Genomic DNA, 12,371 nt, shown 5'->3' with positions numbered 1-12,371 from the left:
TTTTTCGCCCGATGTCGATCTCCGCCGTTCCCGTTCGACGTCTGTGATGAGAGGGTCGAGGAACGGCCCTTCGGAACAAGGAGAACATCATGAAGTTCATGCTCATCATGCGCGCGACCGACGACGCGGTGGCGGCCTACCAGGAGATGCCCTTCGAGCAGGTCATCGAGGCGATGGGTCGTTACAACGAGTCGATGATGAAGGCGGGCGTCCTCGTCGCTGGGGAGGGCCTGACCGACGCGGCGGAGGGCTTCGTCGTCGACTTCAGCGCCGAGAAGCCGCTGATCACGGACGGCCCCTACGGGGAGACGAAGGAGCTCTTCAACGGCTTCTGGATCATCGAGGTCTCCTCGCGCGAGGAGGCCGCGGAGTGGGCGAGCCGGGCGCCGCTCGGAGCGGGATCGTTCCTCGAGGTGCGCCGGGTGACCGGCCCGGAGGACTTCCCCGCCGACAACGAGTGGATCGAGAAGGAGGCGGGCTGGCGGGAGGAGCAGGCCCGCCGCGCCGAGCAGGCGTGACGACGCTCCGCTGATGGACGGCTCGTCCGACCCCGTGGCGAACTCGGCCGCCTCCGCGCAGGAGGCGGCCGAGCGGGCCGTCGCGGCCGTGTGGCGAATCGAAGCCGCGCGCATCGTCGGCACGCTGACGCGGATGGTCGGCGACTTCGGCCTGGCGGAGGACCTCGCGCAGGAGGCCTTGGTCGCCGCGCTGCGGCAATGGCCCGCCGAGGGCGTCCCGCGGAACCCCGCCGCGTGGCTCACAGCCGTGGCGAAGCGGAAGGCGGTGGACGGATGGCGACGCCGCGAGCGGCTGGACGACCGTCTCGCGCTGATCGCGCACGACCTCGAACAGGAGCAGGCGGAGGGCCACGAGCTGCCGTGGGACCCGGATGCCGTGGACGACGATGTGCTGCGCCTCCTCTTCATCGCGTGCCACCCGGTCCTCTCTCGGGAGGCGCAGGTCGCGTTGACGCTGCGGGTCGTCGGCGGGCTGTCGAGCGAGGAGATCGCCCGCGCCTTCCTGGTCCCCACGGCGACCGTGCAACAGCGGATCGTGCGCGCGAAGAAGACGCTGGCGGCGGCACACGCGCCGTTCGAGGTGCCGCCGCGGGAGGAGCATGCGGCGCGGCTCGGCGCGGTCCTCGGGGTGCTCTACCTCATCTTCAACGAAGCGCACGCGGCCAGCAGCGGTCCGGAGTGGATGCGGCCGGAACTGAGCGACGAGGCCATCCGGCTCGCCAGGGTGCTCGCCGCGCTGCAGCCTCGCGAACCGGAGGTGCACGGTCTGCTCGCGCTCCTGGAGCTCACGGCCGCACGCTTCCCCGCACGGACCGACCGGAACGGGGACCCGGTGCTGCTCGCCGATCAGGACCGTCGGCGGTGGGACCGCAGCCGCATCGCGCGGGGGAGAGCGGCACTGGCGCGGGCGGACGGGCTCGGCCGTGGACGCGGGCCGTACAGTCTGCAGGCCGCCATCGCCGAATGCCATGCCGTCGCGCCGTCCGTGGAGGAGACCGACTGGGACCGCATCGTCGTCCTCTACGAGGCGCTCGGCCGGCTCACCCCGTCCCCGGTGGTGGAGCTCAATCGCGCGGCCGCCGTGGCCATGGCGACCGGGCCCGCTTCCGCGCTGAAGATGCTCGATGAGCTGGCTGCGTCCGGGGCGCTGCGCGGCTACCACCTGCTCCCGGCCACGCGGGGCGAGCTGCTGCGCCGACTCGGCCGGGAGAGCGAGGCACGCAGCGAGTTCGCCGTGGCCGCGGGGCTGGCCGGCAACGACCGTGAGCGCGGACTCCTGGAGCGCAAGGCGCGGGGAACGGCGAGCTGACCGTCCGCGGCACGAAAAGACCCGCCCCTCACGGATGCTCTCGCAGCCGTGAGGGACGGGCGTGGGTGACGCGGGGCGCGTCGAGGGGGGTCTGCGTCAGTCGTTGACCCGCTGGCCGCGGCCGGCGATGAGGCCGTAGATCAGCAGCACGATGATCGAACCGCCGATGGCGAGGAGCCAGGTGCCGAGGTCCCAGAACTCGGTGAGCGGACGGTTGAGGATCAGGCTGCCGAGCCAGCCGCCGAGCAGGGCGCCGACGACGCCGAGCAGCAGGGTGATGAACCATCCGCCGCCCTGCTTGCCGGGCAGGATCAGCTTGGCGATGGCTCCGGCGATGAGGCCGAGAAGAAGAAAGCCGAGAAAACTCATGGTCAGCTCCTTGGGTCAGGAGCCCCGGGGTGCCGGGGCTTCGTGACACCTACTGTGCCCGGCCACGGAATCGCGTGCCAACCCCTTGCGCGCTCCCTCCCGGATATGGCAAGAGGCCCGCCTCCCAGGGAGACGGGCCTCTCGTCGCGACGGGTCGCGCGTCAGTTGTTGCCGCGGGCGATGGCGATGATCCGAAGGATCTCGACGTACAGCCAGACGACGGTGACCATGATGCCGAAGCCGCCGAGCCAGCCGTACTTGCGGGGAGCGCCGTTGCGGACGCCCTGCTGGATCTGGTCGAAGTCGAGCACCAGCGAGTAGGCCGCCATGATCACGACGAGGACACCGATGATGAGGCCGAGCGGAATGCCCATGATCGGCTGGCTGAGCATGCCGAACGCGTTGGTGTTGACGCCGGTCCACATGAGGACGAGGTTCAGGAGCGAGAAGACCAGGTAGCCGATCATCGCGATCATGAAGATCTTCGTGGCCTTCTTCGAGGCGCGGATCTTGCCGCTCGCGAAGAGGGCGAGAGTCACGCCGACGACCGAGACGGTCGCGAGCGTCGCCTGGAAGACGATGCCGGGCCAGCGGACCTCGAAGAACGCCGAGATGCCGCCGATGAAGAGACCCTCGAAGGCCGCGTAGGCGAAGATCAGCGCGGGGCGGACCTTCTTGCGCGAGGTGAAGGTGATGACCATCGCCAGCACGAAGCCGCCGAGCGCCCCGAGGGCCCAGGGCAGCACGTTGACGGCGGCGGGGTTGTACGGGTCGTAGCGCGGCACGTCGAGGCCGCCGAGCGTCAGCACCCAGCCGACGACGGCGGTGACGAGGAGGATGCCGAAGAGGCCGGCGGTCTTCCACACCGTGTCCTCGACGGACATCCGGTCGGTCTCGAGCGCGCCTGCGGCGGGGGCGGCGTACATGCCCTCGAGCTGCGCGTTGGCGGCGGCATCCATCGCGCCGTGCTGGAGCGACGCGGCCTGCGCGCCCTGAGCGCCCTGGGGCGCACCCGGGTAGGTCGCGACGTTGCGCGGGTCCTGCTGCTGGAAAGCAGGATTGTTGAAAGCGAAGTTGCTCATCAGGTGGGCCTCACTCCAAAAGGGGGGTCGTAGGTCGCTTTCCTCCACGATACCCGTGAGGCGACACTCCCGGGGTGCCTTACGCTGTGAGCGTGCCCAGCAAATCCCCGCTCGTCATCGGGCACCGCGGTGCCCCGGGCCACCGACCGGAGCACACCCGTTCGTCCTACGAGCTCGCTCTCGCGACGGGGGTCGACGCGGTCGAGCCGGACGTGGTCGCCACCCAGGACGGCGTCCTGGTCGTGCGGCACGAGAACGAGATCTCCGGCACCACGGACGTCGCCGATCACCCGGAGTTCGCGGATCGCCGCACGACGAGGCGCGTGGACGGTGCCGCACTGACCGGCTGGTTCACGGAGGACTTCACCTGGGCGGAGCTGTCCACGCTGCGCTGCCGGGAACGGCTCCCGAAGCTCCGGGCATCCAGCGCCTCCTTCGACGGCACGGAGCCGATCCTGCGCCTGCGCGACGTCCTCGACCTCGTGCGGGCGGCAGCACAGGAGCAGGGCCGCTCGATCGGCGTCGTGCTCGAAGTGAAGCACGCCACGCATTTCGCGGGCATCGGACTCGACCTCGCGCCCCTCATCGCGCGGGAGCTGCGCGACGCCGGATGGGCGGCGGGGGAGTTGCCGCTGATCGTGGAGAGCTTCGAGTCGACCGTGCTCGGGCAGCTCCGCGCCGCGGGCGTCGACGCGAGCTTCGTCTACCTCATCGAGGCGGCGGGACAGCCGTACGACCTCCTCGTCGCCGAGGGGCCGAAGGCCCTGAGCTACCCGGAGACCGTGACCCCCGGGAATCTGGACCGCCTGGTCGGTCGGATCGACGGGATCAGCGTCGACAAGAAGATGCTCCTGGTGCCGGGTACGACGCTGGTCGCCGATGCGCACGCCCGCGGCCTGACCGTCTTCACGTGGACCTGCCGCCCGGAGAACGCCTTCCTCGCGGCGCCCTACCGCGGACCGGGAGGCAAGAGCGCGTTCGGGCACTACGAGGCCGAGTGGGGCGTGATCGCCCGGCAGGGCGTGGACGGCGTCTTCGTCGATCACCCCGATCTCGGCGTCGCGTTCTTCCGCGGCTGACCCGCCGGCGTCAGAGCGTGCGGTCGAACGCGCCCTGACGGGTGGAGATGATCTCCTTGCCGAGCGGCATGAGCGACACCGGGACCATCTTGAAGTCGGCGATGCCCATGGGGATGCCGATGATGGTGATGCACAGCGCGAGTCCCGACACGATGTGGCCGAGCGCGAGCCACCACCCCGCGAGGATGACCCAGAGCACGTTCCCGAGGAACGACCCGACGCCGGCCGTCGGCTTGCTGACGACCTCGCGGCCGAACGGCCAGATGGCGTAGGCGGCGATGCGGAACGAGGCGATCGCCCAGGGGATCGTGATGATCGGGATGCACAGCAGCAGGCCGGCCAGCACGTAGCCGAGGAAGAGCGCCCAGCCCGCGAGGATGACCCAGATGATGTTGAGGATCGTGCGCATACAGCGATTGTGTCACCCGCGGCGCGGCGCGGCTGGGCATCAGCCCGGAGGTCCCCGGCGCTCGCGCCCCGCGATGCCAGACTGACCGCATGACCGGAATAGTGGTGGACGACGTCAGCAGGGCATTCGGGGACGTGCAGGCCGTGCGAGGGGCCACGCTGCGCGCAGAAGCGGGAAGGGTGACGGGTCTGGTGGGCCCGAACGGCGCGGGCAAGACGACGCTGCTCCTGATGCTCGCCTCGTTGCTCGCCCCCGACAGCGGCTCGATCCGCATCGGCGGCATCGACCCCGAAGCCGACCCGCTCGCCGCCCGTCGCGTGCTGGGGTGGATGCCGGATGCCCTCGGCGCCTGGCCCTCCCTCACCGCCCGCGAGACGATCGTGACCACGGCCCGGCTCTACGGGATCGACCGCGCGGACGCGGAGCGGCGGGCGCAGCACCTTCTCGGTCTCGTCGGTCTGGGGGAGCTCGCGGATTCCGCCGCGAAGGTGCTCTCCCGTGGGCAGAAGCAGAAGCTCGGCCTCGCCCGCGCTCTCGTCCACGACCCGCAGGTGCTGCTTCTCGACGAGCCGGCGTCCGGCCTCGATCCCGAGGCCCGCGTGCAGCTGCGGGTCCTGCTGCGCCGCTTCGCGGCCGAAGGGCGCACGGTCCTCATCTCCAGCCACGTGCTGTCCGAGCTGGAAGAGGTCGTCGACGACGCCGTCTTCCTCGTCGGCGGGGCCGTCGTGGACGCCGCTCCGGCGCAGAGCACGGTCCGCGCGTGGCGGGTGCGGCTGGCCGGCGCGACCGCGGAGCGTCTGAACGCGGACACCTGGCAGGTCGCCTCGGCCCTCGGACGGGCTCCCGAGTCCCTCGCCGTGGACCGGGGCGCCGTCCTCGTCGGCTTTCCCGGGGAGGATGACGCCGCCCAGTCACTGCGCCTCCTCGTGGAGGCGGGGCTGCCGGTCGCGGAGTTCGCGCCCGCGCAGAGCGATCTGGAGCATACGTTCCTCGCGCTCCGGCACCCGCACCCGCCCGCGGGGACGACCCCGCCGCCCCCGCCGCCTGCGGCACCCCACGGAACGGAGGCGGGAGCATGAGTCTCGCGAACATCGGCGTCATCGCGCGCCTGGAACTGACCCAGCGGCTGCGGAGCGTCGGCTGGTACGTGCTCCTCGGCATCTTCGCACTGGTGCTCCTCGGCGTCACCGGCCTGTCATTCGCCGTGTACTCCTGGGGGGAGGACGTGGGGGCGGGCGTGTCGTCCATCGTCGTCAACGTGGTCCTGCTGCTCGTCGTGCTCGTCTCTCCCACGCTCAGCGGCAACGCCATCAACGGCGACCGGGAGGCGGCCACGCTCGCGCCGATCCAGGTCACCGCGGCGTCGACCGGCGACATCATGCTGGGCAAGCTGCTCGCGGCGATCGCGACGGGCGGCGCGTTCCTCCTGGTGGCGGTTCCCTTCCTCGCGGCGTCGCTGCTGGCGGGCGGGACCGATCCGATCGTGCTGTTCGTGGCGCTGCTCATCCTCGCCGTCGAGATCATCATCGTCGCCGCGATCGGCGTCGGCCTGAGCGGCCTCATCGCCCGGCCGCTGTTCTCCGTCGCGTCCACCTACCTCGTGGTCTCCGCGCTCGTCATCGGCACGATCATCGTCTTCGCGCTCGGCGGCCTGGCCGTGCGCAGCGAGGCGACGAGCTACAGCCGCCCCTACGACAGCAACGGCAACGTGGACTGCGAGAGCTGGGAGGAGTACACGTACGAGGCGCCGCGGTTCGACCTCGTGTGGTGGGCGCTCGCCGCCAACCCGTTCGTCGTGCTGGCTGATGCCACCCCCACCGAGTTCAGCACGGACGGCTATCCGGTCGATCTGTACGGGCAGATCAAGTGGGGCGTCCGCAGCGCGCAGCTCTCGCCGCTGGAGCAGCGCTGGGACGACTGCGATCCGGAGAGCGGTTCGCAGACGGCCGAGCAGGTGATCGACGAGACCGTGCCGAGCTGGTTCGTCGGGCTCGGCGTGCAGGTGGTGCTCGCCGGGGCGCTGTTCGCGGGAGCGTGGGCCCGCACTCGGACGCCCGCGCGACGGCTGCCGCCGGGCACCCGCATCGCCTGAGCGGAAGAAGGGGGATGCGCGTCGCGCGTCGAGCCGGTAGACAGGACACGCGGACCGACCGCCGCGACGGAAGGGCCGCATGAGCATCGCATTCCTCCTCACGACCCTGGTGGTCGTCGCCACCCCGGGAACCGGGGCGGTGTACTCGGTGGCGATCGGGATCTCCCAGGGGGCGAGGGCCGGCGTCGTCGCCGCCCTCGGCTGCACGCTGGGGGTCGTCCCGCACATGATCGCCGCGATCACCGGTCTAGCCGCGATCCTGCACGCCTCCGCCGTCGCCTTCGAGGTCATCAAGTGGTTCGGTGTCGCCTACCTGCTGTACCTCGCGTGGCGGACGCTGCGGGACACTGCGCTGATGTCGGCGGAGGAGGACGCCGTGCCCGTGTCGTCGTGGCGGATCATCCGCACTGCCGTCCTCCTCAACCTCCTGAATCCGAAGCTGACCATCTTCTTCTTCGCCTTCCTGCCGCAGTTCGTCGCCGCCGGAGGCACCGGAGCCACGGCGCAGATGATCATGCTGAGCCTGGTCTTCATGGCGGTCACCTTCGTCGTGTTCGCCGCGTACGGGGTCTTCGCGGCGACCATGCGCACCCGCGTCCTCACCCGGCCGAAGGTGATGGCGTGGCTGCGGCGCTCCTTCGCGGCGACCTATGTGCTGCTGGCGGGGCGTCTGGCGCTCGAGACCCGTTAGGCCGGGACCTCGATGTCGGTGCCGCCGCCTAGACTCGAGAGGTCATGACCGAAGCCCCTCTCATCGTCCCCGGATCCGTCGGCCCGCAGTCCTCCGGCGCCCCCGCGCAGGACGACCTCCTCGCCGGCCTCAACCCCCAGCAGCTCGAGGCCGTCACGTATCGCGGCCCCGCCCTGCTCATCGTCGCCGGTGCCGGCTCGGGCAAGACGAGCGTGCTCACGCGCCGCATCGCCTCGCTCCTGCGCAGCCGCGAGGCGTGGCCGAGCCAGATCCTCGCCATCACCTTCACCAACAAGGCCGCCGGCGAGATGCGCGAGCGCGTCGAGGGGCTGATCGGCGACGCCGCGCGCGGCATGTGGATCTCCACGTTCCACTCCGCGTGCGTGCGCATCCTCCGCCGCGAGGCGCAGCAGTTCGGGTTCACGAAGAACTTCACCATCTACGACTCCGGAGACTCCCGCGCCCTCCTCAAGCGGCTGGTCAAGGAGCACGAGGCCGATGCCTACGGGCTCACCCCGGCGGCTGTCCAGGGGCGCATCTCCAAGCTCAAGAACGAGCTCTCCGATGCCGAGGCCTATGCGCGCCAGGCCAACATGAGCGACCCGGCTGAGCGCGTCTTCGTCGAGGTCTTCGCCGACTACCAGCGGCAGCTCCAGAAGGCCAACGCCTTCGACTTCGACGACCTCATCGGACAGACGGTCTACCTGTTCCGGGCCTTCCCCCAGGTCGCCGACACCTACCGCCGCCGCTTCCGCCACATCCTCGTCGACGAGTACCAGGACACCAACCACGCCCAGTACGCGCTCATCCACGAGCTCACCCGGCCGGTGTCCGGCGTCGGCTCGACACCGGAGCCGTATGCCGCCAACGGCATGATGATCTTCGAGCCTGACCCCGAGCCGGCGCCGGGAGCCGGCGAGGCCGGGGCGTCGCTGACGGTGGTCGGCGACTCGGATCAGTCGATCTACGCCTTCCGCGGCGCGGACATCCGCAACATCAGCGAGTTCGAGCGCGACTTCCCGGGAGCGAAGGTCGTGCTCCTCGAACAGAACTACCGCTCGACGCAGAACATCCTCTCCGCGGCGAACGCGGTCATCGGCAACAACTTCGACCGCAAGGACAAGAAGCTCTGGAGCGACCGCGGCGAGGGCGACAGGATCATCGGCTTCACCGGCTACTCGCAGCACGACGAGGCCCAGTTCGTCGCCGACGAGATCGAAGCGCTGCACCGCAAGGGCATGCCGTACTCGGAGATGGCCGTCTTCTACCGCACGAACTCGCAGTCCCGTGCGCTGGAGGAGATCTTCATCCGCTCGGCCGTGCCGTACAAGATCATGGGCGGCACCAAGTTCTACGAGCGCGCCGAGATCAAGGACGCGCTGGCCTACCTCGTCGCGGTCGCCAACCCCGCCGACGAGATGGCGGTCCGCCGCATCCTCAACAAGCCCCGGCGCGGCATCGGCGACGTCACCGAGACCGCCATCGCCCGCTTCGCCGAGGAGCACGGCATCTCCTTCCGCGATGCCCTGTCGCTGCCCGGCCAGCTCGGCGTCGGCCCGAAGATCCAGGCAGCCATCGCCCAGCTCGACGCCGTGCTCGCCGAGGCGACCGCGATCATGCTGCCGCCGACGGGGGAGGTGCCGCCGCCCACCTCCGTGGCGGACGGGCTCAGCCTGCTGCTCTCCAAGAGCGGCTACCTCGACGCGCTGCGCGCCAGCCGCGATCCGCAGGACGAGGCCCGCGTGGAGAACCTCGACGAGTTCGTGGCCGTGACCCGCGACTTCGCGCGGAACAACCCCGAGGGCACCATCACCGACTTCCTCACCGAGGTCGCGCTGGTCTCCGACGCGGACGACCTCGATGACGAGTCCGGGTCGGTCTCGCTCATGACGATGCACACCGCCAAGGGACTGGAGTACGACGCGGTCTTCGTCACCGGCGTCGAGGAAGACCTCATCCCGCACCGCATCTCGGCGGGAGAGCCCGGCGGCCCGCAGGAGGAGCGGCGCCTGTTCTACGTGGGCATCACCCGCGCCCGCAAGCGCCTGCACCTGTCCCTGGCGATGACCCGCGCGCAGTTCGGCGAGGTGACCGTCGCCATGCCCAGCCGATTCCTGCAGGAGATCCCGGCCTCCCTCATCGACTGGCGGCAGTCCCCGGGCGACGTGAACTCCCGCGGAGGTATGCAGTCGCGTGCGCTGAACGCCCGTCGCTCCGGTGGGTCGGGCGACCGCTTCGGCGTGAAGGCCCTGCCCCGCGACTCCCTCAAGCCGCTCTCGACGGCGATGGACAAGATCCCCAACCGCGTCACCGCCAAGATGCGCGACAACGGCGACCTCGAGCTCGCCGCCGGTGACCGCATCCGGCACGACGACTTCGGCGAGGGAAGGGTCGACGCCGTCACCGGCGAAGGCGCCAAGCGCATCGCCCATGTCCGGTTCGACACGGCAGGGCAGAAGAAGCTGCTCATCAAGGTCGCCCCGATCCAGAAGCTCTGACGTCGCGGCGGAGAGGGCGGGGAGACACGGTTAGGCTGGCTCCCATGGCCCTCTTCTCCCGCCGCAAGAAGTCCGGCGACGACGCCGTCGCTCCCGCCCCCTCCGCCGCTCCGGCCACCGAGAGCGAGGAGGACGCGAGCACGGCGACCGAGGAGTCGGAGGCGTCGACGGCCGAGGCATCGCCCACCGTCGGCATCTCGGTTCAGGCGTTCCGCGGTGTCGGCGCCGAAGCCGGGCCCGAGGTCGCGCTTCCGGATCCGGAGGCCGCGGCGGCAGCCGCAGCGCCCGCTGCCGCGCCGACGCCGCCCAGCCCCGCCGCGGAGCCTGCGGCACCGGCGGCCGAGCGGAAGCTCCCGCTCGCTCCCGCGCTCCCGCCGGAGCAGACCGAGACCGTGGCGGGCATGAAGGACAACGTCCTCCTGCGCGAGTCCCTGGCGCAGGTCGAGGCGGGCGCCTCCAACGAGCAGCTCCTCGGGGTGCTCCGCCAGGCTCTCCAAGGGCACCTCTACATCCGCGTGAACGGCGATGCCCGCGCGCAGATCAGCGAGGGCAAGCCGCTGGCCGTCGCCGTGGTCCGCGACGGGGAGCGCCAGTTCATGCTGGCGTTCAGCTCGGCGGCCGCCGTCCGGGATTCCGTGCAGCTCGAAGCTGATCCGTCCGCGACCTCCGCTGTCGCCCAGCCGACGACCTCGGTCATGCAGCAGGTCGTGTCCGGCGACTTCGCGGGCCTCATCATCGACAACGCGTCCGCGCCGCACCGGGTGGTGTTCCCCACCGAGCTCCTGCAGAAGACGCTCGAGCAGGCCGACGTCGACATGACCGTCAAGTCCCTGCTCGCGGCGCCGCGGGAGCAAGACTCGCCCGCCAAGGTGGGCGAGGCTCTCGCCACGACGCGCATGTGGGTGGCCGTGAACGACGGATCCGGCACCGGGCAGGTCGGCATCGCCGAGGCGCAGACCGCCGACGGCCGCCGCTTCCTCCAGCTCTTCTCGCACCCGCTGGAGGTCATCGCGCTCGGCCGGGGCGACCGCCCACTGCCGTTCGAGCCGGACCAGCTCGCGAAGGTGCTGTCGAGCCACTCCGAGATGGCCGGCGTCATCATCGATTCCGCGGGGCCCTCCATGGTCGTGGAGCGCGACGCCCTCGCGCCGGTGCTCGTGCGCGCGGTGCGGATCGAGGACTGACGGCGCGCGCACCGGAGATCTCCCAGGGGTTCCGCGGGTCGTGACCGCCCCATAGGGTCGGAGCATGGCCTCTGAACGCGTGACCCTGACCGTCGCCGACACCGACGGAGAGCGTGAGGTCGCGCTCTCCAGCCCGAACCGCGTCGTCTGGCCGGACCTCGGCATCACCAAGGCCGAGCTCGCCGAGTATGTGCAGCTCGTGTCGGTGCCATTCCTCTCGGCGAACGGCAACCGGCCGGTGTCCCTGGAGCGCTTCCGGGACGGCGTGGGAGCCGCCGGAGGACCGCGTCCGGAGGGATTCTTCTCGAAGAACCCGCCCAAGGGTACTCCGGACTTCGTCGATGCCGTCACCGTGACGTACAACAGCGGCCGCCGCCATCCTCAGATCGTCCTGAACCGCACCAGCGCGATCGTGTGGGCGGTGCAGATGAACACCATCGTCTTCCACCCGTGGGCGTCGCTGGCGACCGATTCCGACAACCCGGTCGAGCTGCGGATCGACCTCGACCCGCAGCCGGGGACCGGCTTCGCCGAGGCCGTCCCCGCGGCCCACGCCCTGCGGGAGGTGCTGCGGGAGGCCGGCCTGGAGGCGTTCGCGAAGACGAGCGGGAATCGCGGCCTGCACGTCTTCGCCCCGATCGAGCCGACCCACGAGTTCCTCGACGTGCGGCATGCCGTGATCGCCGCCGGCCGCGAGCTCGAGCGCCGGATGCCGGACCGGGTCACGACGAACTGGTGGAAGGAGGAGCGCGGCGAGCGCCTCTTCGTCGACTTCAATCAGGCCAATCGCGACCGCACGATGGCCGGCGCGTACAGTCCGCGTGCCCTTCCCGGTGCGACCGTCGCGACGCCCGTGCACTGGGAGGAGCTCGACGATCTCGACCCGCGCGCCTTCACCGTGCGGAGCATCCCGCAGCGGCTCGAGGAGGTCGGCGACCCGTGGGCCGACATGCAGGCGAAGCCCGGGCGCATCGACACGCTCCTGGAGTGGTGGGAGCGCGACACGGCGAACGGCCTCGGGGAGCTGCCCTTCCCGCCGGAGTTCCCGAAGATGCCGGGCGAGCCGCCGCGCGTGCAGCCGAGCAAGAAGAACGCCGCGAACTGGGACGCCGACGGCAACCCCGTCGACGACTGAGCGGG

The 12,371-nt window shown here is 70.7% G+C and carries 12 protein-coding genes; 9 read left to right on the top strand and 3 right to left on the bottom strand.

The window, feature by feature from the left end; translation table 11 throughout:
* The first annotated feature begins 89 nt into the window (after positions 1-89).
* Together B2W79_RS03385 and B2W79_RS03380 are read left to right on the top strand one after the other, a co-directional pair.
* A complete protein-coding gene (locus B2W79_RS03385) occupies positions 90-518 on the top strand; it encodes a YciI family protein (RefSeq protein WP_292787109.1) in 429 nt (142 codons plus the stop codon).
* 13 nt (positions 519-531) lie between these two features.
* A complete protein-coding gene (locus B2W79_RS03380) occupies positions 532-1,827 on the top strand; it encodes an RNA polymerase sigma factor (RefSeq protein ID WP_292787106.1) in 1,296 nt (431 codons plus the stop codon).
* 96 nt (positions 1,828-1,923) lie between these two features.
* Here the strand turns inward: B2W79_RS03380 and B2W79_RS03375 are convergent, their stop codons facing one another.
* Positions 1,924-2,196 (bottom strand): GlsB/YeaQ/YmgE family stress response membrane protein, encoded by a 273-nt coding sequence (locus tag B2W79_RS03375; protein WP_025103755.1) that lies wholly within the window; start codon positions 2,194-2,196, stop codon positions 1,924-1,926.
* A 161-nt stretch (positions 2,197-2,357) separates the two neighbouring features.
* Positions 2,358-3,278, bottom strand: coding sequence for a Bax inhibitor-1/YccA family protein (locus tag B2W79_RS03370; RefSeq protein WP_071327462.1), 921 nt, complete (start codon positions 3,276-3,278; stop codon positions 2,358-2,360).
* A gap of 92 nt (positions 3,279-3,370) precedes the next feature.
* On the opposite strand from B2W79_RS03370, the gene B2W79_RS03365 reads away from it, so the two are divergent.
* Positions 3,371-4,357: a glycerophosphodiester phosphodiesterase family protein gene (locus B2W79_RS03365; protein ID WP_292787095.1), complete on the top strand. Its 987-nt coding sequence runs from the start codon at positions 3,371-3,373 to the stop codon at positions 4,355-4,357.
* Positions 4,358-4,367: 10 nt separating this feature from the next.
* Here the strand turns inward: B2W79_RS03365 and B2W79_RS03360 are convergent, their stop codons facing one another.
* Complete coding sequence (locus tag B2W79_RS03360) at positions 4,368-4,766, bottom strand: YccF domain-containing protein (protein WP_292787092.1); 399 nt, start codon at positions 4,764-4,766, stop codon at positions 4,368-4,370.
* An 89-nt stretch (positions 4,767-4,855) separates the two neighbouring features.
* Between B2W79_RS03360 and B2W79_RS03355 the strand changes: the two genes are divergently transcribed.
* From B2W79_RS03355 to ligD, 6 genes are all read left to right on the top strand, one after another.
* Positions 4,856-5,845 carry an ABC transporter ATP-binding protein gene (locus B2W79_RS03355; protein ID WP_071327459.1) on the top strand — a complete coding sequence of 330 codons (990 nt, stop codon included), beginning with the start codon at positions 4,856-4,858 and terminating at the stop codon, positions 5,843-5,845.
* The gene (locus tag B2W79_RS03350; RefSeq protein WP_071327458.1) at positions 5,842-6,858 is read left to right on the top strand and encodes an ABC transporter permease; all 1,017 of its coding nucleotides are present in this window, start codon (positions 5,842-5,844) and stop codon (positions 6,856-6,858) included. Before B2W79_RS03355 ends, B2W79_RS03350 begins: the two co-directional genes overlap by 4 nt.
* A 79-nt stretch (positions 6,859-6,937) precedes the next feature.
* Positions 6,938-7,549 (top strand): LysE family translocator, encoded by a 612-nt coding sequence (locus tag B2W79_RS03345; RefSeq protein ID WP_292787088.1) that lies wholly within the window; start codon positions 6,938-6,940, stop codon positions 7,547-7,549.
* A gap of 44 nt (positions 7,550-7,593) precedes the next feature.
* Positions 7,594-10,047, top strand: coding sequence for an ATP-dependent helicase (locus tag B2W79_RS03340; protein WP_292787085.1), 2,454 nt, complete (start codon positions 7,594-7,596; stop codon positions 10,045-10,047).
* A gap of 44 nt (positions 10,048-10,091) precedes the next feature.
* Positions 10,092-11,231, top strand: coding sequence for an SseB family protein (locus B2W79_RS03335; protein WP_292787083.1), 1,140 nt, complete (start codon positions 10,092-10,094; stop codon positions 11,229-11,231).
* Between the two features lie 64 nt (positions 11,232-11,295).
* A complete protein-coding gene (ligD, locus tag B2W79_RS03330) occupies positions 11,296-12,366 on the top strand; it encodes a non-homologous end-joining DNA ligase (RefSeq protein ID WP_292787080.1) in 1,071 nt (356 codons plus the stop codon).
* The last annotated feature ends 5 nt before the right edge of the window (positions 12,367-12,371 follow it).

It is taken from the genome of Microbacterium sp. UBA7513 (assembly GCF_002478345.1).
Lineage (GTDB): Bacteria > Actinomycetota > Actinomycetes > Actinomycetales > Microbacteriaceae > Microbacterium.
This window is presented reverse-complemented; position numbering and strand designations above follow the sequence as displayed.

Excerpts from the sequence above, each read along its gene's own strand:
- B2W79_RS03385 (WP_292787109.1), top strand. The coding sequence starts at position 90 with ATGAAGTTCATGCTCATCATGCGCGCGACCGACGACGCGGTGGCGGCC.
- B2W79_RS03380 (WP_292787106.1), top strand. The coding sequence starts at position 532 with ATGGACGGCTCGTCCGACCCCGTGGCGAACTCGGCCGCCTCCGCGCAG.
- B2W79_RS03375 (WP_025103755.1), bottom strand. The coding sequence starts at position 2,196 with ATGAGTTTTCTCGGCTTTCTTCTTCTCGGCCTCATCGCCGGAGCCATC.
- B2W79_RS03370 (WP_071327462.1), bottom strand. The coding sequence starts at position 3,278 with ATGAGCAACTTCGCTTTCAACAATCCTGCTTTCCAGCAGCAGGACCCG.
- B2W79_RS03360 (WP_292787092.1), bottom strand. The coding sequence starts at position 4,766 with ATGCGCACGATCCTCAACATCATCTGGGTCATCCTCGCGGGCTGGGCG.
- B2W79_RS03355 (WP_071327459.1), top strand. The coding sequence starts at position 4,856 with ATGACCGGAATAGTGGTGGACGACGTCAGCAGGGCATTCGGGGACGTG.
- B2W79_RS03350 (WP_071327458.1), top strand. The coding sequence starts at position 5,842 with ATGAGTCTCGCGAACATCGGCGTCATCGCGCGCCTGGAACTGACCCAG.
- B2W79_RS03345 (WP_292787088.1), top strand. The coding sequence starts at position 6,938 with ATGAGCATCGCATTCCTCCTCACGACCCTGGTGGTCGTCGCCACCCCG.
- B2W79_RS03340 (WP_292787085.1), top strand. The coding sequence starts at position 7,594 with ATGACCGAAGCCCCTCTCATCGTCCCCGGATCCGTCGGCCCGCAGTCC.
- B2W79_RS03335 (WP_292787083.1), top strand. The coding sequence starts at position 10,092 with ATGGCCCTCTTCTCCCGCCGCAAGAAGTCCGGCGACGACGCCGTCGCT.
- ligD (WP_292787080.1), top strand. The coding sequence starts at position 11,296 with ATGGCCTCTGAACGCGTGACCCTGACCGTCGCCGACACCGACGGAGAG.